The sequence below is a fragment of the Alistipes senegalensis JC50 genome, from assembly GCF_025145645.1.
Lineage (GTDB): Bacteria > Bacteroidota > Bacteroidia > Bacteroidales > Rikenellaceae > Alistipes > Alistipes senegalensis.
Window position 1 is genome coordinate 1,237,013 of record NZ_CP102252.1, and the last position, 25,016, is coordinate 1,262,028.

A 25,016-nucleotide genomic window follows, 5' to 3' on the forward strand; every position below is an offset into this window, starting at 1 on the left:
GTGCCGGAAAACGAAAAAGCGGGCGTATTCCGCGGGGGGGGGCGGGGCTGTCCGGACCGCCGGGCTCCGTCCCGTTGGCCTTGGGCGTTTTAATACATCCCGCCAGCACCACGGCGGCGGCGAAAACGAGCGACAGGGAGCTCTTCGAACGAAACATCATTCGGCGAAGGCAGTAAAAATCCCTGAAAATCACCGCTTTTTTCGCGCTGTTTTCTTTTTGCGGACCGACCATCCGAAATGTCCCAACGCCTCGCCCAGCGCAAAATACTCTCCGTGGGAATAGACGATCGGATCGGCGCGTTCGAGGCAGAAACGGCCCGTCCGGGGATCGATATAGGCCTCGTCGGCCTGCACCCCGACCACCTCGGCCAGAAACATATCGTGGGTCCCGAGCGGCAACACCTGCCGCACGCGGCACTCGATATTCACGGGAGACTCGGCGATGACCGGCGCGGCGACCCTCTCCGACGGAACGGCCGTGAGCCCCATCTCGCGGAACTTGTCGTAATCGCGGCCCGAGCGCACGCCGCACCAGTCCGCGGCTCGCGCCAGCCGGCGCGTCGTGAGGTTGATGACGAACTCGCCCGTGCGGCGGATGATTTCGTAGGAGTGGCGTTCGGGACGCACCGAAATATAGCACATCGGCGGATCGGAACAGACCGTGCCGGTCCATGCCACGGTCAGCAGGTTGTACTCGTCGGGCGTCGCGCCGCAGCTCACCAGCACCGCCGGCAGGGGATAAAGCACCGTTCCCGGTTTCCAGTTCTGTTTCATCTCGATTCGTTTTTCGGGACAAAGGTAACGGTTTTTGCGTATATTTGGCGTCATAACGGCACGAATGCGATCCGGTTTTGCAGCGTGTCCGGCTTTTATGTACCTTTGTTTCGTATGCTCGCCGATTTCACCCGATACCTCGAAGCGGAACGCCGCTACTCGCCGCTCACCGTGCGCAACTACCGCCACGACGTCGAGCAGTTCCTCGCATGGCTGGGGGTCTGCGACGCCGATTTCGACCCGTGCCGGGTGACCACGGAGGATATCCGCGAGTGGATGCTCTTCCGCACCGAGGAGGGACATCTGAGCGCCGCCTCGATGAACCGCGAGATTTCGTCGCTGCGGGCGCTGTTCCGCTGGCTGCTGCGCACGGGAGTCGTCAGCCGCGACGTGACTCAGCCCGTGGCGTCGCTGCGGACCTCGCGCCGCCTGCCCGCGTTCGTCCCCGAAAGCCGCATGAGCGGAATCGTCAGCGATTGCGAGCAGGACAGCGAAGATTTCATCCGCGAACGCAATTCGCTCATCGTGCTGCTCTTCTACGCCTGCGGCCTGCGGCTGGCTGAACTGGTCGGCATCGACCGCGGGGACTTCTCGGCGGACTACACCTCGCTGCGCGTCCGGGGCAAAGGCGACAAGGAGCGCATCGTACCGATTCTGGAATTCGTCCGCGAAAAGATTTTGCACTACATCGGGTTAATTGAGCGGCAAAATATTTGCATTTCACCGGAAAAAGCGCTATTTTTAACACACAAAGGAAAACGCATATCCCGGACGGCGGTTTACCGGACGGTGCAGGAAGAGCTGGACAAGGCGGGTGTACAAGGAAAGAAAAGCCCCCACGTGCTGCGCCACACTTTCGCAACGCACCTGCTGAACGGCGGAGCCGATATGCGCGAGATACAGGAACTCCTGGGACACGCTTCGCTGCAGGCCACGCAGGTCTATACGCACAACAGCATCGCCAAGCTCCGGGAGATTTATGCAAAAGCCCATCCCCGTGAAAAGGGTGGCGAGTGATTAACTTTTATAATATAAGGCTATGAACGTACAGATTCAATCCGTGAAATTCGACGCCGACAAGCGGCTGATCGAATTCGTGAATGCCAAGATGGCGAAGTTGGACCGCTTTGCGGAGCGCTCGACAGGAGCCGAGGTCATTCTCAAACTCGATAAGGACCACGAAAAAGGAAACAAATTCGCAACCATCACGCTGCACATGCCGGGCGAGGACCTGGTGGCCTGCCACCAGTCGAAAGCCTTCGAAGAGTCGGTCGACGAAGCCATCGATGCCCTGAAACGCCAGTTGGAGAAATTCAAAGCGAAAACTGAGAAATAAACCCCACCAACCTTAACCTTAACTAACTGAACGCCGCGACGGCCGCCTTTTGAAAAGGCGGCCGTCGCATTTTTCAGGAACCGGGCAAAAAAATCCCGGGACGAAATTACCTAACCTACTCACCACCCCGCTCCCTGCGGGTCTCGTCCCGGGAATACCCATGCCGACCGGATCACCGGCAATACGGGGGAGGGCTACTGCGCCGGCGTCAGGTGGAATTTCAGCGTCTCGACGCCCTTCTGTTTATCGGCGTCGATGACCGTCAGCACGAAATTGTGGTTCGAATCCTGATTGTAGATCATCGCGATCATCGGCACCAGCTGCGAGATATTGATCGACAGCGAAGTCTTGTTCTTCACCTCGTCTCCCACGGGAAACCCGAGTTCTTTGAGTCCCGCAGCCATCTCCGCCGTGGCCGGATCCACCAGGTTCATCGTCTGCGCAAGCCCCAGTTCACCGAGCACCTCGGCCGTCAGGCAGGGCGATTCGATCTTCACCGTGAGGTCGGAAATGCCGGCGGGCGCCGTCACGTCCACCACGACCGACATGGTCGGTTGAATCTCGTGGACCGCTTTGATGTCGCCGCCTTTGAGCGTAAGCGTCGGCGCGGCATGCTTATCCCCGTTGTCATCGTCATCGTTGCAGCCCGTGAGGAATGCAGCACTCATAGTCATGGCCGCAGCCATGAACAGGCATAATACTCTCTTCATAATCACTTAATTAAAAAAATCCCCAAAATTATAGTCGCCATAAAATTAGGCTCCGGGAACGACGACGGCAAATAAATTCAACGAAACGGCATATTCTGCCAACCAAACAGCGTATTTTATCAACGCAGGAAATCCGGAACAGAAAAACGGCCGCACATGCGTGCGGCCGCCCGACCTGGTCGTGGACAAGGAGAGGCTCATCCCCGCCACCGGATTAAACGAAAAACGGCCGCACTTGCGTGCAGCCGTCCGACTTGGTAGTGGATAGGGGATTTAATAAGCCCTATTTCCCGCAAAAATGCCGCCTGATTTTCAACAACATACAAATCGAAATTCATATTAAAAACAGTATTTTTGTCCCGTATCTGTCCCGGGATGGTAGTGGATAACTTATCCACTACCAAATAGTTATATCGTACATCGCCGGATTTTATCACCCAACTTTCGAAGTGTCTCTACCTCCCTCTGAATCTGCCCCATCCATTGTATCTGCTTTGTGATGGGGGGGGGTAAGTGCCTTATCAACAAGTATTTGCATCTTAGACAGCAAATCCTGCTGTCCGGCTATCGTCCCTTGTTGCCCTGCGATTGTTTCCTGCTGGGCACAAACTGTATCAATCAATCGCGAAATTTTGTCGAATACCTCACGGGGCATTTCAATTTTCGCCAATTCTTGGGTCTCAAAAATCGGTCGTTCCGTTATCTTATAAGGCAACAAAATATCACCATACCGATTATACAACAACCGAAATTGCTCCTCATTCAAAGGGCGAACCCCCCGTTCAATCGCGGAAACATACGGTTGAGAAACCCCAAACAACGTAGCAATATCACATTGCTTAATTTTATGTTCTTTTCTAAACCTCTGTAAATCAATCATAATATAAAAATATAGTCATTTTTAATAACCAAAACTTGCAATATATAATCATTTTGATTATGTTTGCAAAGTAATTGACCGCGTAACGCACCGCGTCAATTACAAAGTTAATAAATTTTTAACCATTCCAAACTCAACCTCTATGTATTTGAGTAACGAAAGGGCTGTCTCGTACCCTGTTCCGGCACGTCCGGATTTTACGGGCATCCGAAAGAAGGCCGCACGCACCGGCCGGAAACTTCTGACCGCCTGCCTCGGGCGGGAGTTCATGGGGCTCTCCGCCAGGCACAAGGTCTACGGACTTTACTTCATCGTGAGCCTGATGGCGCCGATCATGCTTTACAGCGAGAGCCACCCGTGGCTGACAATTCCGCTCGTCGTGAATCTGGGGAACGCTGTAAGGCTGGCGAACAGAATCGTCCGAGAAACGAGTGCCAGAGATTAGTAGGGTATTCCATGCACTCGCCGCCGCGCCGCCCGTGAGGGCCGCCAACGGCAACGGAGAGGGGTTCGGCTCCCCTATCGAGGCCAAACTCCTCTCCGCTTTTTTGAAACTAAAAAACCAAAACAATACGCACAAATGAAAGAGCAGACACTTAACGAATTATGGAGGTCCCTCGACTGGTCGGATCGGACGGAACTGTTGCGGATCGTTTCCTCGGAACTTTTCGTCGGAGCCGATGCCTTCACCACATGGCGTCTCGGCTACCGTAAAATTCCGAAAACAAAACGGCTGCGGCTGACGGCCATCATCAAGAAAAAGTACGGCATCAACCTTAAAACCGCATAACCATGACTGCAATCCTCTCGACTATCTGCATCGCGGCGATCCTCTGGCGGGGCGTCGTCGCCACAGGCGTCGCCTACAACCGCATCAAGACCCGCGGGGCCTCTCCGACACTCAACATCATCTTCTGGGACTCGATCCTCGTGATCGTACTCGCCGTATCGCTGCTGGTCAAAATCTGGGCGCCATGTATGTAGACAAAGACAGCAACGGCCGCATTGCCGTCATGGATCTGAAGCCGGAAGAGTTCGAGACGATCCGCCGGGCGATCAAAGCCTTCAAAACGGGGCTGCTCCAAAACCGCCTGCCTGCCGGATTCTCGCCCCGAAGCGAGATCTACGAGCAATACCACCGCGCAGGGATGATCCTGCGCCAGATAGAGAAACTATAAACCTATCGGGGGGGGGCATTCCCCACGACTCGAACACTATGAACAAAGTAAGCAAAGACGACGTATTGCAGGCCACCGAAGGCGGCAAGACGGTTATCCTCGATTATTACCCCGCGTCCCGGGACGGATTCGAGCGGCGCCGGAATTTCAGGCTCCGGCCGGACGACCGGAACCCTTCGTGCACCGTGTTCAACCGCGACGGCATCTGGTTCCTGCAAGACAAGGGCGGCGGCGATACCAAGGCCCGCACGGCCATCTCGATCGTCATGGAGGAAGAGCGCCTAACATACCCGCAGGCGATCGAGTTCATCGCGTCGAAATACGCTCCTCACCTGCTTGCCGGGGCCTCGGCGGTTTCCGTACAGCCGGAGCCCGGGCGGGCCGAAACGGCCCCGCAGGACGCCATGACCGTACAACGCCGCAAGGGTGGAAAATTCTCCAAATGGGAACTCGATCTGCTCGGACATCAGATCACGCAGGAGGTGTGCAACGAACTCCGCCTGGTACCGCTGGACTCCTACATCACCCGCAAAAACGAAAAGGGGAAGAGCTGGAAGATCTCGGCCACGGAGAACTATCCGATCTTCTACTACGATTACGGGACATGGGGACGGCTCTACCAGCCGCTGTCGGCCCAGCTCCGTTTCATGTTCGTCGGAGAGAAGCCCGCCGACTTCATTTTCGGCGACTCATGGTTCCTCAAAGCGTTCGATGGTTCCAAGCGTCGGACGCCCGACATCTCGGATGTCGGGGAAGAGGAGGAAGAGACGCCGGAACAGGGCGACGACGACGATCCGGAAGATGAGGGCGATATGGACTCCGCAAACGCCTCGCCCCGGCAGGAGCAATGCGACGCAATCATCCTCTGTTCGGGAGGTTCCGACGCCCTGAATGTCCGGAACGCCTGCATCAATACCGGCCGGGCCGGATGGCATGTCGCATGGCTGAACTCCGAAACGGCCGACCTTCCCCGGGCCGACATGTTCCACCTCCGGCAGATAGCCAAAGAGGTCTACATTCTCTACGATCAGGACAGCACGGGAGTCGCCAACGCCTTCCGGCACGCCATGAAATACCTCGACCTCCGGATCATCCGCCTCCCGGACGACCTCAAACGCTTCAAGACCCGCAAAGGAGGAGCCTGCAAGGATGCCAAGGACCTCTTCATGCACTACCGAAAGCCTGCGGCACAAGACCCCTACAAAATCTTCAGCAACCTGCTCCGGGTATCCGGATCGCTGAAATTCTGGGTGCGTTTCAAAGACCGCCGCGGCAAGGAGTGTTTCGACATCAACAACGAGCAGCTCTACTCCTTCCTGCAAGCGAGCGGATACTATCGCATCGAATCCTCGGCCACGAGCAAGGGATTCACCTTCTGCTACATCCGGGACAACATCGTCCGCCTGATCGACGAGCAGGCCATCGCGTCGGAATGCAATGCCGAGTTGATCCGCTATCTCTATGCTCATCCCGAGTACTACTCGCAGGCGCTGGCCAACGCCATCCACCGAAGCAACCAGGTGAAGCTCGGATCGCTGGAGAAGCTGCGGATGATCGCACCGAATTTCCGTTATTTCGGGGCGAATTTCGACCATGTGCTATTCAAGAACAAGATCATCCGCATCGACCGGGACGGCCTGCACGAAATTCGTCCGCAGGACTGGCCCTACTTCGAGTACAGCAACAAGATTCTCGACCACGAAATACAACTGGACAGGAACGGTGTGCTTCCGTTCGACATCGTGGAAACGCCGGCCGCCCTTGCGATACGGAAAGAAATGCAGGGCCTTAATCCCCGGTCCCCTATTTATAAGCAAATGCAAGCTGCGCTTGACACGTTGACAGGGACGGCGAGGTTCAAGCTGCGCATCAACCGCCCCGATTTCTCTTTCCTGCGGTACATCTACAACACCGGGCGCGTGCATTGGCGCAAGGAGGAGATGGGACAGCCCCTCACCGACGAAGAGCGCGCCGAGCAGGATCTGCACTTCATGTCAAAGGTCATGGCACTCGGATACCTGCTGACCAAATACAAATCGGCAGCCGAGGCAAAGGCGGTCTACGCCATGGAGACGGAGATCTCCGACGAGGGCCAGCACAAGGGAGGAACCGGAAAGTCGCTCTTCCTGGGCAGCATCGAGCAGATGCGCAACCAGCTTTTCATCAATGGGCAGGAGCTCCGCCCCGACAAGATGGAGTTCCTATTCCAGGGGGTTGTCAAGGGGGTGACGGACACGATCTACTTCGACGACGTGAACAAGTCGATCGACCTCCACCGCTTCATGCCGGCGATCACCAACAAGATCACCATCAACGCCAAGTATGCCGCGGCCGTAACGCTCGAATACGCCGAGTCCCCGAAAATATCCTTTTCGAGCAACCATGCCATCCGGGAGTTCGACAACTCCCTCCGGCGACGGATATGGTTCACGGCATTCTCCGACTACTACCACTCGGCAGACCCGGCCGCCAAGCTTTCGCTGCGGAACCCGGCCACGGAGTTCGGGAAGAATCTGATCCAGGACTACACGCCCGAGGAGATGAACGAATTTTACATTTTCATGCTTACATGTATGCACGTATACATCAAGCATCAGGTCGCGCTCCAGCCGCCGATGCACGACATCGAGCAGCGCAACATCCAGCGTCAGATCGGCGACGACTTCATCTACTGGGCCGAAGAGTATTTCGCCGCAGACGGACGCCGAGACACCTTCCTCAATAAAACCGAGGTATTCGAGGCATACAAGGAATCGCTCCCCAAGCGGGCACAGGACAGTGTGAAGATGCAGACCTTCAAAGGCCGCCTCATCCAGTTCTGCGAGTACAAGGGATGGGAGTTCAACCCCGACGAGATGCTGCAAACCGAATCCGACCGGAAGCGGAACGAGATCCACCGAAAAGAGCAGGGTGTCGATGTCTACTACTTCTACATTCGGACGGCCGAAGAGGACGGGGAGGAGAAGATTTTTTAGGGCCCCCTATTACCATTTTTTCAACGCCAAAACAAACTTTCTGATTTTCTTTGACACTTTGACACCAAAGAGAGAAATAAAAATATAAATAGATATAATACAAATAGTTACGCGATTTTTAGCGGTGTCAACTTGGTGTCAAAACGGTGTCAACTTAAAAAATCGGTGACACTTTTCGAAAATTTCGAAAAAACGGCAATTATTATATAAAGCAATGAATATCAACAACATATCGAAAACGGTGTCAACTTGCGTGTCAGCAAAATTTTTCAAGTTGACACCGCATAAAAAGATGATTAACAGCAATTTACGCACGGTGTCAAAGTGTCAAGCAAAAACCGGAAACTAAAAAAATAAAACACAACTTCAAATCTCAACCTCTATGAAGAACGTACAAAACAACACCGCAAACAGCCCCCGGCAGCCGGGGCCGAAGAACCCGGACAACTGGGCGCGGATCGAGGCCGTCATCCGATTCGCACGCATGACGACGAACGCCTTCGCCAAGCACATCGGACTGCCCCGCGGCGAGAACCTCTACCAGATCAAGCGCGGCAACAACGGCATCTCGTTCGACGTGGCCGACCGAATCTGCCACCACTACCCGATGATCAGCAAACTCTGGATACTGACAGGCGAGGGCGATATGCTCCTTCCGAACCATCGCCGCTCCTCCGGCATCAGACTGATTGCCGCCATGCACGACCAGATACTCGGAGAACCCCTCCTGCGTCCCCGTGACGACAGCAGCGGCATCGATTGGATACGATATGCGAAGGAGCGTCTCGACGTAGCCGCAAACCCTAATCTCCCACGGGATATGCGGATCATACAGCTCACGGCGTGCGGCGGGATCATCGCCGCAGAGATCGACAGGCTGATGTCCGAAGCAAGTAAGAAAGGAGGCAAACAATGAAAAGCATCGGTTTTCTCGAAGAATTGCAGCGCGAAGTCGTTGCCCGGTACAAGACGGAAACACGCCGGCTGGCAGATCCGCAGCCGGACGATTATCTGAACAATCCCCGCGGCGATTTCATCCTGCCCGACGGGAGCCGTGCCGATCTGCTGGCCCGTCATCATCTCATCCGGCCCCGATACGAGGTCGGCGAGGTGATCTACATCAAAGAGCCGTATATCGACGACATCGATCCCGACAGAGTGTTCTACAAATACGATCCGGCGGACATCCAGGCCCTGCAAGACTTCGGATACGGGGACTACATCGACAAACCCGGATTCTGGCGGAACAAGCAGTCCATGCCGGCGCGGCTGGCCCGCTACTTCCTCCGGATAACGGCCCGGCATGGCGAACGTTTGCAGGATATTACGGATGAAGGTTGCAGAAAGGAAGGAATATTTTCCGATGCGCTGGAATGCAATTTTGGCCTCCCGAACATTAAATGCACTGCCCTCGAAACAGTTTTAGGTAAAAGCTGGCGCGATGCCTATGCTTCGCTTATCGATTCGACATACCAAGAGGGAACATGGGAAAAGAATCCCTGCGTCTGGGTATATGAATTCGAATTGGTATCCGAACTGACGGCATTCGAGCGCCGGCATTACGGACTCAAATAACATAACGCATGGATTTCGGGAAATAATGGCGATCAAACTACTCTATATCGACCTTTTTTGCGGCGCCGGCGGAACCTCGACGGGCGTTGAGCGGGCGCGGATCGACGGTAGCAAGTGCGCGAAGGTCATCGCATGCGTCAACCACGATGCCAATGCGATCCTCTCGCATGCGGCCAATCACCCGCACACGCGCCACTTCACCGAGGACATCCGCACACTCGATCTCGGACCGATGAAAGTACACGTCGCCCGAGAACGCATGAAGCACCCGGACGCAAAGCTCGTGCTCTGGGCCTCGCTGGAATGCACGAACCACTCCCGGGCCAAAGGCGGCATGTCGCGCGACGCCGACAGCCGCACGCTGGCCGATCACCTTTTCCGCTACATCGAGGAGCTGCGCCCCGACTATATCCAGATCGAAAATGTCGTCGAGTTCATGGAATGGGGGCCGCTCATCGTCAAGGAGAGCGTCGGCCCGGACGGTGCGGCCTTCTGTCCGCTCGACATCAAACACGACCGCAAGCGACGGACAACAACCGTCGCCCCGGTGTGGGTTCCCGACCCAGAGCACAAGGGAATACTCTACCGCCGCTGGGTGGAGGAGGTGTGCGCCCACGGCTACCGGTTCGAACATCGTGTGCTCAATGCGGCCGACTTCGGGGCCTACACATCCCGGGTACGATATTTCGGGCAGTTCGCGCGGCCGGATTTGCCGATGGCGTGGCCGCGGCAGACGCACGCCCGAAATCCGGAGCAGACACGCGACCTTTTCACCGAACCGCTCGCGCCGTGGCGGCCCGTGCGGGAATGCCTCGACTTCGAGGATCGCGGTGAGTCAATCTTCGATCGCCGCCGGCAACTCGTCGGAGCGACACTCGACCGCATCCACGCCGGGCTGGTGAAATTCGTCGCAGGAGGCAAAGACGCTTTCCTCGTCAAATACAACTCCCGAAACCAGTCCGGCAAATACATCGCTCCGGGACTCGACGCTCCATGCCCGACCGTGGCGACACAAAACCGGCTCGGCGTAGTCCGTGTAGATTTCCTGTCCAAGCAGTTCAGCGGACAGCCTGCGGGCAAGAACATCCCCATTGACGGCCCGGCCGGAACCGTTACGACAATCGACCACCACGCCTTCGTATCGGCATACTACGGAAACGGATACAACTCACCCGTCGAACGGCCGGCCCCTACGCTGACAACAAAAGACCGATTCCAGTTGGTGCAGCCATTTATCACCAACTACTATTCCGGCGGCGGGCAACTCTCCGGAGTGGACGAACCAACCGGCGCGCTGCTGACGAACCCCAAGCAGCGTATCGTAAACGCCCACTACCTGCTGAATCCGCAATACCGGTCCGCCGGCGGCTCTGTGGATGCGCCTTGTTTCACGCTGATCGCCCGGATGGACAAACGTCCGCCTTATCTGGTATCCATCGAGCAGGGAGTACCAGCCTGGACAATCAAACCGGACGACATTCCCGAAATGGTGCGCGTGAAAGAGTTCTGCATCCTCTATGGAATTGTAGACGTAACAATGCGTATGCTTCGGATTCCCGAAATGAAGCGCATCCAGGGATTCGGCGACGATTACGTGCTCATCGGATCGCAGGAGGAACAGAAGAAATTCCTCGGCAATGCCGTCGTCACCCAAGTAGCGACCGCATGGAGCAAAGCAACTGCCACAGCTCTCGACGAAATAAAATCACCTGAAAACAACACAAAAAATCCAACTATGAAAATCACAATCGAAAACACCGACAAAATCGTTACCCTGAACGGAGTTCCGGCCCGGATATGGGAGGGAGAAACCGATTCCGGAATCAGAGTTCATTGCTTCATAACCCGGATCGCCGTGAGACGGAACGAAACACGCATCGAAGAGTTTGAACGGGAATTGCAAGAAACGGCATCCCCAAGTCCCGAAATAGCCGCCTACCCTTCACGCCTGATTATATGACGTCCCGGCAAATCAAGGCGGCGCAACTCCGCCGCCGCATGGCCATCCAAGCCATGACCCCGCACCGACTGCCGAAAAGGCCGAGCAAGGTCGAACAGCAGCAGGCCGCCATCGCCGTTGACATGCTCGTGATGGTATTGGCGCTGCCCTATGCAATGCTCGATCTCGAGGACGGACTCAAGGCTGCGGGAAAATTCCGACATGAGATCAAGCGCCGGCATCGTCAGGCCGAAGAGATCGTTTTCTCCGTGACGGAGCCGGCCTATCGAGTCTTCGCCCGCTACTCCGAGGAACTGGCATGGGATTACGTCGAACGGATGGAAAACCTCTATGCCTACATCCGGGAACAGGTTCCCGGCCTCGAAGGTGCAGACGGGGCGGTCGAGTTGATCGAAGCACTCTGCCGACTGATCGAGACCTACAACCGGCGACTCGAATACGTCTACTATTTCAACCGTGCAGAACCGATCTACAAGATTCCACGACTGCTCGAATGTATTCCCGCCCGCAGGTGCGACATCGCCGAACAGATCGAGACGGCATTGCAAAACTACAACCGCGAACGATATGGAAAATCTTGACATCACACCCAAGGAGATCGAAACATACTCCCGGAAGCTGATCCCGAGACTGGCTCGGTATCCGCCGTGGCACTGGGTTAGAATCGCCGACATCGCGCACAATGTCGAACGATTCATCGGTATCTGCCAGTACCTCGCCGACAGAGGCGCTTTCGACGACGAGGACGGTGAAATGCAGATCGACATCTATAAAGATACCTTCGTGAGGCTCAACCCTATGTATTGGGAAAAGAAACGACTCCACAAACAGAATCCTTATGATCGTAAAACTCAACATCAAAAACAAAATCCTTTTTAACTATCTGGATTATCTATTTATCCGCAATCCGGACGGGACTCATCGTGTGACGATGAAAAACGACTTCGGGCGTCTGCTGGTCGCTCTTGTCCGCCGGTCGCCGACCGAGGTTCCCGTCCGGGGCGACGGATTCACAGCACGCCTGAAACTCCCGAAGAACACCTGTTCGCAAAATGCCGAGTTCTACCATCTCTATTTCACCGAACAGGATGCAGCCCGGCTCAACGTACTCCTCGACACGATCTTCAACCTGGATTTGAATGCCTACTACCTGAAGGGCAGCAAGCGCAATATCCAGAAGCGGGAGATCATCGAGGCATTCATCGTCAGCAGGAAACTGTTCGCCGAAGATTTCGCCGAAACACTCGGCAAACGGATCTACCGCGAACAGCTCAAAGACTTCGAGCGTCTGGTATCCTCGCTCTACAACAAGGCACGCTACAACAACGACCGAATCGAAGGGCCCGAAAAGCCTTCGGAATAGCCGTTGGTAAATAAATTTAGTTTCAATAGTGATTTTACACTTTTAACCGATAACAAAATGCCACGCAAAACCATCGTCCGCCTCTCGGTCAAGTCGGCCTTCACCCCGGAGGCCCCATTTCGGGAGCTGCAACTTTCACCCGGGAGCGCTTCCATCGAAATCTCATCCAAAAAAGAGACACCGGGACTCGTCTGGACCACGAAGATCTCCGCAACACTCGTGCGGGACGATCGTCAGCTCTACGAACCCTGCATCTTCCGGGTCCGGACAACCGAGGCTTACTATATCATCGGAACCGAAGATGTCCCGGCGCAACCGACGCATAAAGAGGAGCATTTGGTGGTCATAACCATCGAATACAAGTCCAAGATCAAGCCTGCGGCGCATAAAAAGGTCCTTTCCATAGCCCCTGCCTGCGAGTAAGTTTGCATCGAGTTAAACCATTCGCATTATGCCCGACATCCGAGTCGCACTCTCCCTATACCGTCATCCATGGCTCGTGGACGACGCGACCCTCGTCGTAGGACAGCGCATCCTCGCCGGCGGGAAGATCGACCTCGAGGAAAAAGCAGCGGCCTATCCCGTCCGACTTGTCCGGGACGACCCCGAGAATCCCGAGGCCCCCGACACCGAAAAGAAGGTGGACGGGGCCGTCGCGGTATTTCCGCTCAAAGGGATGCTCCTCAAAGAGGATACACGGTGCAGTTACGGTACCGAGACCGTCGCCCGGGCAATACACAACGCCGCACATGACGACCAAGTCATAGCGGGGGTATTGGCCGTAAACTCCGGAGGTGGTTGTGTCGATGCCATACCCTGCATGCTGAAAGCCATCGACGAGTTCAGGAGCTGCGGAAAACCGATCTTCGTGCACTCGGATTACTGCTGTTCGGCGGCATACTGGATCGCATCCGCGGCCGAGCGCATCTATATGGACAACACGATGGCGTCCATGGTCGGCTCGATCGGAGCCCTCGCCCAGGTCATGGAGACCGCACCGGGTGATCTCGAGAAGAACGGATACAAGATCCACATGATCTATGCCGACGAATCGCCCGACAAGAACAAAGCCTACCGTCGTCTTCAGGAAGGGGACGAAAGCGTTTACAAGGAGGATCTCTCGCGCATCGTATCGATCTTCCATACTGACATCAAGGCCAACCGGCCCGACCTCGCGGCAGACGCCCCGGGAGTTCTCACCGGCGACGTTTTCTACGCAGATCAGGCTGTCGCCAACGGCCTCGCCGACGGCGTGATGACACTCGAGGAAGTCATCGCGCTGGCGGCCATCGATTCCACGAAACCGAATCAATCCATTTGATACCATGTCTTTTCTCAAAACTATTTCCAAGGCCATTCTGAAGACAGTAGGAGCGGCCGAATTCGCAAAAGACGAGAGCGGCAGGCCGATCCTCACCGCCGAACAGCGGGCCGTCGCCGTCGAGAAATTCGGCGAAGGCGCCATCGCAGCTTTCGAGCAGGCGCTCGCAGGCGATGACGACGACGCACAGAAAGGCGTCAATTTCCTCACGGCGCTCAAAGAGGCGCATGATCTCGACGCAAAAGATCTCAACGACCGTCTCACTGCCGCGATGGCGGCGCAGAAGAGCGCCGAGGCGGAGCGCGACCGTCTGGCCAAGCTCCCCGAACCCCATCCCGCACCGACCGGAGCCGCAGCGGTTCCCGCACCGGCCATCCTGGTCGATATGAAAGCCCTGCACAACGTGCAGGTTGCGGCAATGCTCAAGGAGGGACGCATCTACGGGGCCGCCGACACCCCCACCCTCGACGTTGCGGAACTCAACAAGGAGTTTTCGATGGCGATGCCGCCCAAACAGCGTATCGACATCCTCACCAAGGAGATCTACCTCGGATTTCCCGACCATGTCCACATGACGATGGTGCAGTCCGACACCGACTACATCGCATCGGCAGCCCTGATCGACTCCGTAGTCCAGGAGTTCACCGACGTATGGACGCCGAAGGGACAGGCCAAGTTCACCCCGATCCGCATCCCCTACCGCCGCCACAAGATCAACGTGCGCATCAAGCCCACGCAGATTCTCAAAAGCTGGCTCCTGTATCTCTACCAGCAGAACACCACTTTCGCGCAGATGCCCATCACCAAGTACATCGTCGAGCAGCACATCCTGCCCAAGATCCAGGATGACCTCACGCGCAAGATGGTCGGCAAGGGCAAGTACGAAGCCGCTCCCGCCGGGCAGAACGACGGGGACGCCGGACGCGACGCCGCACAGGCCATGGACGGATTCGAAACCATCATCTGCGAGGATCTCAAGACCGGCAAGGCCAAGATGAACTTCTTCAAGGGCGCCGTGAACCTCTTCACGCTCGAAGGCAAAGAGTTCCTCGACGCATTCCATGCCTACGTGGACGGCATCAGCAAGTATTTCGTAGGCAACCTGCCGATCCACTGCTCCGAGCAGATGGTGCTGCACTACCAGCGGCAGGATTTCGCCGTAAACGGCAAGTACACGGGCCAAACGATCGGGAACTCGGTGCGCTTCACCAAGTTCACGCTCGTCCCGCTGCTCTCCATGTACAACTCGCCGATGCTCTTCGCCACTCCCAAGGAGAACTTCGTGGAACTCGTGGACATCAACAAGGCCCCGAACATCATCCAGAAGATCGAAGAGCACCACTACGACGTGGACATCATCGGCGAGTTCTCGCTCTCGGTCGGCTTCCGCATCGGCGAGGCCATGTACGTATATGTCCCGGCGGACTACGACCCGACGAAAGCCATCATCGCAGACTCTTCGAACATCGTGGCCGAAGGCAGCGTGTGGACGCACGGAGGATCTGCCGGAACCGAGACGACAGACCCCGCGAACCCCGACGCCGGAGGTAACGAGGAAACCGCTTAATTTCGAATAGACTATGGCACAGCAAATCAAATCAGTCCCCCGCCCCGAACCGGGCGCGGGGGTTCCGACCCCCAAAGGTGAATTCCTGTATCTGTACTTCACCGATGACATCGAGAAAGAACCCGACATCCAGCTGGGGAAGACAGCCTACACGGCCGAGGAGTTCGCGCTCAAAACCGGCGCCAAAGGCATCAAGTTCTACGCCACATCCGGAACCATCGAACCCGCCATCGAGAAAACCGGGGAGACCGATTCCATCGGATTCACGCACGGAATCAAATGGGCGTATCCCGGAGCCGCGGCCGACGGCGTGATCTCCCTGCTGGCGAACCGCTCGGTCGTAGCGTTCCACCAGACCTGCGAGGGAGGAATCTCCCGGAAGTATGGCTCCAAGTGCTGCCCCCTCTGTTTCTCGGAGATCACCTACACCGACAACAAGGAGGCCAACAAGCGAGAGATCACCTTCAAAGGTGCATCCCCCGAAAAATACCTCCCGATCGACATCTCCGGAGAGCTCCCCGCTGTCGAGGAGTTCGAGGTCAAGTCCGACGCCGGAGGTGAAACCGCCTAACACGCAGTTCCATGACCAAAAAAGCAACGATAATCCAGACCCCGACGGCCCAGACGGCCGCCGGGGATGCGAGCGTCCAGGAGAAAGTGCGGGATATCCAGTCGGAACAGGAAGGCAGCATCACCCCGCCCGAACCTGCAAAACCGGAAGATGTGGATGCCGGGACATCGGCCGCATCCCAGGCGTTCGGAATCTCCGAGCGCACGGTCATCGTAATCGCAGCCGCAGGGGCAATGGCAGAACTCATGCTCCGCATGTGGCAGAAAGCTGCGGCGCCGGCCGACATCCGCATCGTCCCGGTGTTGTCGTTAGCCGAAACGATGGCTAACATCATAGCGGACGACCTGATTCCTGACGAATTCATCTTCGTGCCGCACGGATGTTTCCCAACAGCCAGGATGACGCTCGCGGACCTGAGTCTCTACCGCCGGCGCGTTCTCCCCAAGGGCAAAACGGCCGAACACACCGGACTCCCGATGCTCCTGACCAAAGAGCATCTCGTCGATACGCTCAAAGAGTTCACCGACCCGGTACCGCCTGCCGACGAGGATTTCATCGGGCGTTACAACGAGATCGCGCACGCCGGGGAGATTCCCAATCAGGTTGCATTCTCGTTCGGCAATGCCGTGGGATATGTCACCCGGCCCGACTTCTGCCCCGCGGTGCTGATCGACTTCCTGCGTCTGCGCAAGTTCGTATGCGTGACGCCCGAAGCGTTCCCCACAGCACAGCCTTATCTCGAGGAATATGCCAAACGGTAGGATCGCAGAGGACGTTCGCAAATGGTTAAGAGCCGGAGCCGGGATCAACGCAGGGCTCCGGCTCTTTTCCTCGATAAGCGCCAACCGCCATTTCGCACGGATGGTCGCGGACAACCCGTCGAAATACCGGCCGATGCTTATCGCCAAACTCTGCACCCTCACCGGAATCGACCCCGGCATTGCCAATGAAGAGCGACAGGTACCCCCGCGGCCCAAATTCCGGGAACAGTACCCCTTTCTCCGGGAAACAGGGTGCCCGCCCGAACTCAAAATCCTCGCGGCCGACAAACTGACGGCATGGGAGAACTACACCCGGGCACACGCCGCGCTGTTCGACTGCACATCCCCCGAAGAATGCTACACGACAGCCCGGAAAATTCTCGACAACTATCTGGAGAACCGGCAGATATTCGAAGAACTCGACCATTACCTCCGGCACCGAACGCCTCTCGGCGTGCATCCGATATTCGAACGGCTGCGCAAAATCCGCGCTTTCCGAAAACTCTCCGTCCCCGAATTGTTCAAGGCGCAAAAACGCCTTCAATACCGCGTCTGGTGGCTGCGTAAAGCCATCGAAAAGAACGACAAACCGCATCTTCGGGAAAACCGCGAGGAGTTGCTCGCGGAATACGAAGCGCAGCTCCTCGAAGTAGACAAAATCATTGCCGCCTATGCCCGCAAGAAATAAACCATACGACCGGGACAAGATCGGCGCGACATTCTCCCCGGAGCATCAGGAGGAGATCCGGATGCTGGCAGGACTGAACTATACGCCCCGTGAGATCGCCGACTACTTCAAGGTGGACCGAGAGCAGTTCATCGCCGAAGCCAGTGATGCCGGCAGCATCGTCCGCCAACTGATCGAGCAGGGACAGATCCGTGTCGCGGCCGACATATCGCTCAAACTCTACGCCAACGCCAAAGACGGCGACATCCCGTCCATCCAGCAACTCGGACGGATTCGACGCGAAAAAGCCTTTCAGGTGTCGAAACTCGACCTGTTCGGAGGGTTCGAGGACAAGGAAATCTACGAGAAGCTCAACGAATACATTTCATCGGGGTGTTCCGCAAGCCTTTCGAGGGACGAGCAGACATTCTTCGAGCTCCTCTCGACGATCAGCTCTCTCGACCGGAAATTCGGGAAACGAAACACCGTGCGGCTGCTGGTAGCACAATACGGAATGACCTATGCGAAAGCGGTGGATCTATACGAACAGGCCGATGCGCTTTTCTATTCCAACCGCAACAGCGACCGCGAAGCCCTGCGGAACAAATACGCCGACATGCTCTACGACTGGGCCGTGCAGGTGGCAGACACGGCACAGTCGGCCAAAGATTTCGAGATCGCAGGCGATCTGATGATGAAAAGCCGCGCCGCCCGAGGACTCGACAGGGAAGATGTTCAGAAACTTCCCGCAGCCATGTACCTCCGCCCGATACGTGTATTCTCGCTGACGCCCGAGGTATCGGGACTCCCCAAGGTCAACCGACAGCAACTCGCACAGCATATCGCAGCCCTTCAGATTCCCGAGCGGGAACGGCGGCGCGTCCGCAACGACGCATTCATCGAAGACGTAAACATCGAAGAATTCATCGCATATGCCGAACAGAGCCAAAATTAAAACAGGGGCGAAGCCCTACGTCGCCGAAGTGCTGATGAACTGGCTCGCGCAGTTCCTGGCGATGATCCTTCCGACCAACCTCGCGCTGATCGCAGGACGCGGATCGGCAAAAACCTCGGAAATTCAGGTCGAACGGCTGATCGCAATGATGTACGACATGCCCGGAGCTCCCGCGGCATGGGTAGCGGATACTTTCACCAATCTGCAAGCGAACGTATTGCCCACCGTCCTCGAAGGACTCGAAAGGAAAGGGTACCGGGAAAACACGCACTTCATCATCGAAAAACAGCCCCCCGAATACTCCGACAAGGAATGCGAGGACCTCCCCCAGTGGCTCCGCCCGCATTTCTGGAAGCCGTTCAATAAGATCGTCAGCTACAAGCGCACGATCGTCTTCTTCACGGGATTCAACCTCACATTCGGATCGCTCGACCGCCCAGCCTCCTTGGCGGGCCGCTCCTACGTCCATGTGTTTGGCGACGAAGCCAAATATTTTCCCGAAGAGAAGATCGCAAACCTCCTGAAAGCCGTGCGGGGATACCGGGTGCAATTCGGCAGATCCCCGTTCTACCGCGGGCGAACCTTCACGACGGACATGCCGAACACCTCCAATGTCGGGGAGTACGACTGGATATTCAAGGACCTCAAGAGCATGGACAAGGAGATGGTGCTCACACTCTACAAAACGGCCCTTGTGGTGAACGAGGCGACGCAGGAATATATCGCGGCAAAAGAGCGGTTCATGCAGACACGCACGGACGAAGACCGGAAAGAATACTGCAACAAGCTCCGCACGCTCAACAGGTGGTATGCGGACTGGTACGAACTGCGCAAGCACCCGAAGGCCCGCACCGTATTTCTGCTGGCATCCTCGTATGTCAACGTGGACATCCTGTCGCTCGAATATCTCGAAGATGCGATGTCCACGCAGCTCGCGGATGTGAACGCCGCGATCCTCTCCATGCGCCCCAGACTCGAAGCAGGAATGCGCTTCTATGCCAACCTCGGAGAGCGGCATTTCTTCGACGACGGGAATATCCTGTCGGTACAAAACGCATTCGGCCTGCGGGATCGGGAAGATTGCAGCGTCCTCCGTTATCTCGATCCCAAGCGCGCCCTCGACGTGGGAATGGATTTCGGGAATATGCAGTCGATGGTCGTGGCACAGGACGACGGACACATCCTCCGATGCCTCAAAACCTTCTACGTACTCCCGCCGGCGTTCCTGCGGGAATTGGCGGATGATTTCCTCGCCTATTTCGCACAACACAAAGAGAAAACCATAAACCTCTACTACGATCGAGCCGGAAACAACTACCGGCGCCAGAAAGAAGATTTGGCCACCAAAATCAAGGAAGCCATCGAATGCAATGCCGATGGCAGGAGAACCGGATGGAAAGTGATTCTCAAATCCAGGAACCAAGGCAACATCGGCCAGGCTGACGAGTACGTCTACATGCAGGAACTCCTATCCGGACGGAATCCCCACCTTCCGGCCATTCTGATCGACACGTACAACTGCCGACCCCTCAAAGCGTCGCTCGAAGGCGCCAAGACCCGGAAAACAGACAAGGATCAGATTGCAAAGGATAAACGAAGCGAAAAACTCCCGCCGGAGAGGCTGCCGATGGAATCGACCAACATGTCCGACGCGTTCAAATACCTCGTGATGCGCAAGACATGGGTGGCTCTGACCCGCAAAGGCACGCGGCCGATCCGCGTCGATGCTGCAATCTAAAACCGGCTGATAAACACTTATGCGGTTCCCGCCCCGAAAAAAATCGGGGCGCTTTTTGTTGATTTTTTTCGGTGAAATATTTGCTCGTCGCAGAAATGCGAACTACATTTGCGGAAAATGATGGGATCTCCAAAGAGTAGGCATAAAGCATAACCCGGGTTGGGGTATAGTCTCGGCAGGCTTTGCAGTTAATGGCAACCTATTGCTGCATGTTAGTCCAGTTTTCCTCAAAGCGAAATTTATGTCAGATCCCATGCCGCCCTGCTTGCCCGGGGCGGCTTTTCGATTTTTACGGCAATAGATTTGCAGGTAATAAATTTATTACCTATATTTGCATAACGAAAACATGAAAAACATGCCTACCATCTTTATCCTATTCGGATTCCGGTTCCTCTTTTACGCCAATGATCACGAGCCGATACATGTCCATGTCGTAAAAGGCAATATCAGCGCAAAATTCCTGCTCGACCCAGTAGAAACCACGGATTAAAACCATCCGAAATAAAAATGGCAGAATCGGTAATCGAAGAAAACAAAGAGGTGATTGCCGAACACTGGAACAAATTTTTCAACAAAAGCAAGTAGCAGCTATGGAACAAATCGAAAAAATATGGCTTACCGACACTGCGGTATGGATACGAACTGCCGACGGACGGGAATCTCACGAGAATTTCGACGAGTATCCCCGGCTGAAATACGCAACACCCGCACAACGGGGAAATTATGAAACCGACGCTTTCGGCATCCACTGGCCGGAGATCGACGAGGATTTGAACTTCGACGGATTCTTCCGGAAGCGGAACGAGCCTGCCCTATACAGGCTGTTCATCGCGCATCCCGAGTTGAATGCGTCGGCCGTAGCGCGTCGGTTGGGAATCGCTCAAAGTCTCCTTGCGCAATATATCAGCGGGTCAAAAAAGCCGTCTCCGGAAAGAGAAAGGATGATTTTGGCCGAAATTCATAAAATCGGAGAAGAACTCGCAACAGTCTCTTTGTAATGAACGCACAAGTAATTATCGAACGTGGCGCCGACGGCACCTTTGACGCCAACATGGAATTTATCAAAGAAATCCCGTTCGGATTGATGGGACAGGGTAAAACTGTCGCGGAAACCATTGCGGATTTTTACAACTCCTATGCAGAGATGCAGGCTATGTGCCGGGCCGAAGGGAAAGAATATCCCGCATTGGAGTTTGAATTCAAATGCGACGTACTGACAACCAAAGATAAAATGGATATTCTCAAGAGCCGGTATATGGAGGCCAAAACAGACTCAGAGCGCGAGGCTGTTTTCGACGAAATACGCGCCGAAATCGATGCGGATGCCAAAGCGGTAGTGCAGGCCACATTAGAGCAGTTAAGAGAGACCAACGCACGGATAGACGGGGAGATGACAAGGAAAAGATGAAAGATATCCTGCCCATTATCTCTCTTTTATATATTGCGAAGACCTACTTCGGCAAAACCAAAGAGTGGCTCTACCAGCGCGTAAACGGAAATATTGCCAATGGCAAACCTGCGAAATTTACCGACGAAAAAAGCAAACTCTAAACTTCGCACTCAAAGACATCGCTAAAAAGCTGATGAAGATAAGCGTTTCATAACTTTGTTTTGTTTGGCGATTGAACAGATTCCGAAACGCCCGCCCCGATTTTTTCGGGGCGTTTTTTTGTTGATTTTTTCGGCGAAAAACTTGCACAATCGACAAAAGATTATTATATTTGTATTGTCAAAAAATAAGAGCTATATGAAAACAGTAATTAAAAAATTATCCGAAAAAGAATGGGAATTGATCGAAATGCTCCGAAATTTCCGCAATGCCAAACACAATCCATCAATCGAAATTAATCTCTATCTTGATTACCTGTTTGAATCTCTGAAAGAAAACGATCTCGAAGATTAACCAATACTCCCTCCCGTCAAGGGAGGGGGTTCTCAAATATGACTTCAATGAAAAACAAACTCAAAGACATTCTGTTGCTGGTAAAATGGAGCACCGTCTCGACTGACTATTTCGGCAAGACCCGCACGTGGATATACCAACGCATATCCGGATATGACGTAAACGGCAAGGCAGCGGAGTTCAGTCCTGCCGAACGGGAACGGCTGCGCGAAGCCCTGCATGACATTGCCGCGCGCATCAATGCGGCCGCTGATAATATTTAGGCCCAAGCAACTCTTATTTTTTGACACCGCTCTCGTCTGGGCCTACGAGAGCAGCGCCCCGATTTTTTCGGGGCGTTTTTTGTTTTTCCTGCTGAATACTTGCAAAGCAATAACTAATTAGTTATATTTGTGGCATGAAATGTGACTGTAATGGCAGATAAGAAAGTAAGAACGGTTTACTACTCAAAGGAATTCAAACAATTTTTCGACGGTCTCGACACCCGAATCCGCGAAAAATACATTTGGACGATCCAGATGACCGAAACCGTGCTGGTACTCCCGACCAAGTACGTAAAGAAACTGGAAGGAACCGAGTTCTACGAAATGCGTGTATCGGTAGGATATAATGAATACCGAACCGTACTTTTTGCCATCGACAGCGATAATTTCGTAAAGGCAACCGGAATATATCTGCTGAACAGCTTTTTGAAAAAGTCCGTCAAGGACTATAAGAAACAAATCGAAATTGCCAAAAAGATAATGAAGGAGGTAGAATTATGAGAGTAGACCCCGAAAAACTGAGAAAGAATTTCCGCCCGGCCGAAGAGCTGATGACCGAATATGTCGGCCCGGCCGGAAGCCCCGAGCGCGAGAAAATGGAAACCAGGGCGAAAGCCTGGTTCTACGGCGAAATCCTCCGTGAACGCCGCAAGGAACTGAAAATGTCGCAGGCGGCTCTGGCCGAAAAAGTCGGCGCAAAACAGAGTTATATAGCCCGTATCGAAAAAGGAGAAGTAGACGTGCAACTCTCGTCCCTGTTGCGGATCGCCGGAGCACTTGGATTGCAGATGCGATTACAATAGGCTCCACTCTATATTATACCACGAAGCGTGACATTTTTGTCGCGTTTTTTTGCATTATTCCAAAAGTTCCCTATATTTGCATCGTTCAACAATTACGACGGCGGCTGATGTCCGCCAAGCATGCGGGCATTTTTTATGCATGCAGTTATAGTGGTTTCGTACCCCCGTGCCGGATGGTTAATGCCCCGGCAAGCCGTCGTGGTGTTGAACAGCGGGAAAGACGGAACCACTTTTTTGTTTTACGGTTTAATGTTCAATACCACGATGAAAAACACCACAACCTCCGCGGCCACGATGCCGCAGCTCTTCATCGACCGAGAACTGGGCGAGATGCTTCTCCAGCTCCAGGAGATCCGCAAACGCTTCGACGCCTATCTCGACACACACGACGATCCGAAGAAATTCACGCCCTGCGAAGCTGCTTTCGAGGTAGAGGGCGATCTGGCCAACGCCATGATCGGCGTCACAAAGATGATCGCCTGCCGCATGGCCGACGAACTATTCGACGGGCAGCACGAAGCCGACGCCCCGGCCTGCTGATCCCCGGACACGATCCCGACCTCTATGTACCGGCCCCGCTTGCCCGCGGGGCTTTTTCGTGCCTGTTCTATCCGGGGCGAAGTGTCATATTTCACCTTTCCGGGAGGCGTGCAATTGCACAAGGAGGAGAGAGCGGCTCGGGCTCAACTCGCACACGAAACAATCGTTTTCTCGAACATTCAGCCCTTTTCGGTTAATTTCCAGCGTATTACGCCGAATCAACTCTGAAAAACCATACAAAAACCGCCTTTTTCCGAACGGAAATCGCCCCATTTCTCTCCCGTAAACGCATAAAAAGAGGGAGTTTGACGCACCCAAACTCCCCGAAACAGGAGAAATTCATCGTTTTTCTCCGATGGATCTCAACCCCTATGTAGGGGCAAAGATAAGGAATTTTCCCGACAACCTCGGTTTGATGTCACAATTTGTGACATCAAATTTTGTCTCAATTTGCAAAAACATGGTTTGTAAATTACATTTGTGTTATTAAACCCCATAATCGGTACGATGGAGCGATTACAACCCATTCAGAGCAAAATTTACGAAATCCGGGGCCAGCGGGTCATGCTGGGCTTCGATCTGGCAGAACTATACCAAGTGGAGACGAAAGCCTTAAATAGAGCGGTAAAGCGCAATATCGAACGCTTCCCCGAACGCTATATGTTTCAACTCAATAAAACAGAGTTCGAGAACTTGAGGTTCCAAATTGGCACCTCAAGAGCACATGGCGGAACCCGTTATCTTCCATACGCATTTACCGAGCAAGGGGTATCAATGTTATCCGCCGTATTGCGAAGTCCTACCGCGATACAAGTGAGTATCTTAATTATAGATGCTTTCGTAGCAATGCGCAACTACATCACCACAACAACCCAAATCACAGCGGAACTGGCTGAAATGCGGGCGAAACTTGCATTGTTGGAACAGACGGGCAGGGACAATGCCGAAGCGGTCAGCGACCTGTCGGAAGATATGCGCCAAGAACTCGACAACATCTACCAAGCCATCGCGGCCCTTTCGATTAAAATTCCGCAGAGCAGCAAACCGGCCCGACCGATAGGATTCAAACACCCGAAAATGGATAAATAAGAATCCTGCTCATGAATTTATACCCCGAAGCGTGACAATTAGTCGCGCTTTTTTACTTTTCCGGTCGTCTTTTGTCCTTTCACCCCA

General features: G+C 54.7%; 33 protein-coding genes and 1 pseudogene. 31 read left to right on the forward strand and 3 right to left on the reverse strand.

Annotation, left to right across the window (positions count from 1 at the left end; translation table 11 throughout):
- Positions 1-189 precede the first annotated feature (189 nt).
- Positions 190-774 (reverse strand): flavin reductase family protein, encoded by a 585-nt coding sequence (locus NQ519_RS04770; protein ID WP_010262688.1) that lies wholly within the window; start codon positions 772-774, stop codon positions 190-192.
- Between the two features lie 114 nt (positions 775-888).
- Between NQ519_RS04770 and NQ519_RS04775 the strand changes: the two genes are divergently transcribed.
- Together NQ519_RS04775 and hpf are read left to right on the forward strand one after the other, a co-directional pair.
- Positions 889-1,791, forward strand: a complete 903-nt coding sequence (locus tag NQ519_RS04775; RefSeq protein WP_019152304.1) for a tyrosine-type recombinase/integrase — start codon at positions 889-891, stop codon at positions 1,789-1,791.
- Positions 1,792-1,813: 22 nt separating this feature from the next.
- Positions 1,814-2,110: a ribosome hibernation-promoting factor, HPF/YfiA family gene (gene hpf, locus NQ519_RS04780; RefSeq protein ID WP_010262683.1), complete on the forward strand. Its 297-nt coding sequence runs from the start codon at positions 1,814-1,816 to the stop codon at positions 2,108-2,110.
- Positions 2,111-2,304: 194 nt separating this feature from the next.
- Here hpf and NQ519_RS04785 read toward each other — a convergent pair whose 3' ends face one another.
- Positions 2,305-2,820 (reverse strand): hypothetical protein, encoded by a 516-nt coding sequence (locus tag NQ519_RS04785; protein WP_227901017.1) that lies wholly within the window; start codon positions 2,818-2,820, stop codon positions 2,305-2,307.
- Between the two features lie 433 nt (positions 2,821-3,253).
- A complete protein-coding gene (locus NQ519_RS04790; protein ID WP_019152302.1) occupies positions 3,254-3,700 on the reverse strand; it encodes a helix-turn-helix domain-containing protein in 447 nt (148 codons plus the stop codon).
- A gap of 142 nt (positions 3,701-3,842) precedes the next feature.
- Between NQ519_RS04790 and NQ519_RS04795 the strand changes: the two genes are divergently transcribed.
- From NQ519_RS04795 to NQ519_RS04935, 29 genes and pseudogenes are all read left to right on the forward strand, one after another.
- Positions 3,843-4,145, forward strand: a complete 303-nt coding sequence (locus tag NQ519_RS04795; protein WP_019152301.1) for a hypothetical protein — start codon at positions 3,843-3,845, stop codon at positions 4,143-4,145.
- Positions 4,146-4,280: 135 nt separating this feature from the next.
- Positions 4,281-4,490, forward strand: a complete 210-nt coding sequence (locus tag NQ519_RS04800) for a hypothetical protein (RefSeq protein ID WP_019152300.1) — start codon at positions 4,281-4,283, stop codon at positions 4,488-4,490.
- A gap of 2 nt (positions 4,491-4,492) precedes the next feature.
- Positions 4,493-4,684, forward strand: a complete 192-nt coding sequence (locus tag NQ519_RS04805) for a hypothetical protein (protein ID WP_019152299.1) — start codon at positions 4,493-4,495, stop codon at positions 4,682-4,684.
- Positions 4,675-4,878 (forward strand): hypothetical protein, encoded by a 204-nt coding sequence (locus NQ519_RS04810; protein ID WP_019152298.1) that lies wholly within the window; start codon positions 4,675-4,677, stop codon positions 4,876-4,878. The genes NQ519_RS04805 and NQ519_RS04810 overlap by 10 nt, the downstream gene beginning before the upstream one ends.
- A 38-nt stretch (positions 4,879-4,916) precedes the next feature.
- Positions 4,917-7,853 carry a hypothetical protein gene (locus tag NQ519_RS04815; RefSeq protein ID WP_019152297.1) on the forward strand — a complete coding sequence of 979 codons (2,937 nt, stop codon included), beginning with the start codon at positions 4,917-4,919 and terminating at the stop codon, positions 7,851-7,853.
- Positions 7,854-8,235: 382 nt separating this feature from the next.
- Entirely contained in the window at positions 8,236-8,769 is a 534-nt protein-coding gene (locus tag NQ519_RS04820; protein ID WP_019152295.1) for a hypothetical protein, read from the forward strand.
- Positions 8,766-9,428, forward strand: coding sequence for a hypothetical protein (locus NQ519_RS04825; RefSeq protein WP_019152294.1), 663 nt, complete (start codon positions 8,766-8,768; stop codon positions 9,426-9,428). The genes NQ519_RS04820 and NQ519_RS04825 overlap by 4 nt, the downstream gene beginning before the upstream one ends.
- A 25-nt stretch (positions 9,429-9,453) precedes the next feature.
- Positions 9,454-11,388: a DNA cytosine methyltransferase gene (locus NQ519_RS04830; protein ID WP_019152293.1), complete on the forward strand. Its 1,935-nt coding sequence runs from the start codon at positions 9,454-9,456 to the stop codon at positions 11,386-11,388.
- The gene (locus NQ519_RS04835) at positions 11,385-11,969 is read left to right on the forward strand and encodes a hypothetical protein (protein WP_019152292.1); all 585 of its coding nucleotides are present in this window, start codon (positions 11,385-11,387) and stop codon (positions 11,967-11,969) included. Before NQ519_RS04830 ends, NQ519_RS04835 begins: the two co-directional genes overlap by 4 nt.
- Positions 11,956-12,267 carry a hypothetical protein gene (locus NQ519_RS04840; protein ID WP_019152291.1) on the forward strand — a complete coding sequence of 104 codons (312 nt, stop codon included), beginning with the start codon at positions 11,956-11,958 and terminating at the stop codon, positions 12,265-12,267. Before NQ519_RS04835 ends, NQ519_RS04840 begins: the two co-directional genes overlap by 14 nt.
- A complete protein-coding gene (locus NQ519_RS04845; protein WP_218915862.1) occupies positions 12,227-12,751 on the forward strand; it encodes a hypothetical protein in 525 nt (174 codons plus the stop codon). Before NQ519_RS04840 ends, NQ519_RS04845 begins: the two co-directional genes overlap by 41 nt.
- A 57-nt stretch (positions 12,752-12,808) precedes the next feature.
- A complete protein-coding gene (locus tag NQ519_RS04850) occupies positions 12,809-13,174 on the forward strand; it encodes a hypothetical protein (protein WP_019152289.1) in 366 nt (121 codons plus the stop codon).
- A 28-nt stretch (positions 13,175-13,202) separates the two neighbouring features.
- Positions 13,203-14,072: a S49 family peptidase gene (locus tag NQ519_RS04855; RefSeq protein WP_083871185.1), complete on the forward strand. Its 870-nt coding sequence runs from the start codon at positions 13,203-13,205 to the stop codon at positions 14,070-14,072.
- 4 nt (positions 14,073-14,076) lie between these two features.
- Positions 14,077-15,639: a hypothetical protein gene (locus tag NQ519_RS04860; RefSeq protein ID WP_019152287.1), complete on the forward strand. Its 1,563-nt coding sequence runs from the start codon at positions 14,077-14,079 to the stop codon at positions 15,637-15,639.
- 13 nt (positions 15,640-15,652) lie between these two features.
- Positions 15,653-16,210, forward strand: coding sequence for a hypothetical protein (locus NQ519_RS04865; RefSeq protein ID WP_019152286.1), 558 nt, complete (start codon positions 15,653-15,655; stop codon positions 16,208-16,210).
- 11 nt (positions 16,211-16,221) lie between these two features.
- Positions 16,222-16,971 carry a hypothetical protein gene (locus tag NQ519_RS04870; RefSeq protein ID WP_019152285.1) on the forward strand — a complete coding sequence of 250 codons (750 nt, stop codon included), beginning with the start codon at positions 16,222-16,224 and terminating at the stop codon, positions 16,969-16,971.
- The gene (locus NQ519_RS04875; protein WP_147513248.1) at positions 16,958-17,659 is read left to right on the forward strand and encodes a hypothetical protein; all 702 of its coding nucleotides are present in this window, start codon (positions 16,958-16,960) and stop codon (positions 17,657-17,659) included. Before NQ519_RS04870 ends, NQ519_RS04875 begins: the two co-directional genes overlap by 14 nt.
- Positions 17,643-18,593, forward strand: coding sequence for a hypothetical protein (locus NQ519_RS04880; RefSeq protein WP_019152283.1), 951 nt, complete (start codon positions 17,643-17,645; stop codon positions 18,591-18,593). The genes NQ519_RS04875 and NQ519_RS04880 overlap by 17 nt, the downstream gene beginning before the upstream one ends.
- Complete coding sequence (locus tag NQ519_RS04885) at positions 18,571-20,331, forward strand: hypothetical protein (protein WP_019152282.1); 1,761 nt, start codon at positions 18,571-18,573, stop codon at positions 20,329-20,331. The genes NQ519_RS04880 and NQ519_RS04885 overlap by 23 nt, the downstream gene beginning before the upstream one ends.
- Positions 20,332-20,686: 355 nt before the next feature.
- A pseudogene (locus NQ519_RS04890) lies at positions 20,687-20,916 on the forward strand (DUF4160 domain-containing protein).
- 5 nt (positions 20,917-20,921) lie between these two features.
- On the forward strand, positions 20,922-21,329 hold the full coding sequence (locus tag NQ519_RS04895; protein ID WP_019152280.1) for a DUF2442 domain-containing protein: 408 nt from the start codon (positions 20,922-20,924) through the stop codon (positions 21,327-21,329).
- A complete protein-coding gene (locus NQ519_RS04900; protein WP_019152279.1) occupies positions 21,329-21,739 on the forward strand; it encodes a hypothetical protein in 411 nt (136 codons plus the stop codon). The genes NQ519_RS04895 and NQ519_RS04900 overlap by 1 nt, the downstream gene beginning before the upstream one ends.
- A complete protein-coding gene (locus tag NQ519_RS04905) occupies positions 21,736-21,882 on the forward strand; it encodes a DUF5053 domain-containing protein (RefSeq protein ID WP_019152278.1) in 147 nt (48 codons plus the stop codon). Before NQ519_RS04900 ends, NQ519_RS04905 begins: the two co-directional genes overlap by 4 nt.
- A gap of 196 nt (positions 21,883-22,078) precedes the next feature.
- Positions 22,079-22,234, forward strand: coding sequence for a hypothetical protein (locus NQ519_RS04910; protein WP_154651044.1), 156 nt, complete (start codon positions 22,079-22,081; stop codon positions 22,232-22,234).
- 47 nt (positions 22,235-22,281) lie between these two features.
- A complete protein-coding gene (locus NQ519_RS04915; protein ID WP_019152276.1) occupies positions 22,282-22,497 on the forward strand; it encodes a DUF5053 domain-containing protein in 216 nt (71 codons plus the stop codon).
- A 150-nt stretch (positions 22,498-22,647) separates the two neighbouring features.
- Entirely contained in the window at positions 22,648-22,998 is a 351-nt protein-coding gene (locus tag NQ519_RS04920; protein ID WP_019152275.1) for a type II toxin-antitoxin system RelE/ParE family toxin, read from the forward strand.
- Positions 22,995-23,300, forward strand: a complete 306-nt coding sequence (locus tag NQ519_RS04925) for a helix-turn-helix domain-containing protein (protein ID WP_019152274.1) — start codon at positions 22,995-22,997, stop codon at positions 23,298-23,300. The genes NQ519_RS04920 and NQ519_RS04925 overlap by 4 nt, the downstream gene beginning before the upstream one ends.
- A gap of 264 nt (positions 23,301-23,564) precedes the next feature.
- Positions 23,565-23,840, forward strand: coding sequence for a hypothetical protein (locus tag NQ519_RS04930; RefSeq protein ID WP_147513247.1), 276 nt, complete (start codon positions 23,565-23,567; stop codon positions 23,838-23,840).
- 507 nt (positions 23,841-24,347) lie between these two features.
- Positions 24,348-24,929 carry an ORF6N domain-containing protein gene (locus NQ519_RS04935; RefSeq protein ID WP_019152272.1) on the forward strand — a complete coding sequence of 194 codons (582 nt, stop codon included), beginning with the start codon at positions 24,348-24,350 and terminating at the stop codon, positions 24,927-24,929.
- The last annotated feature ends 87 nt before the right edge of the window (positions 24,930-25,016 follow it).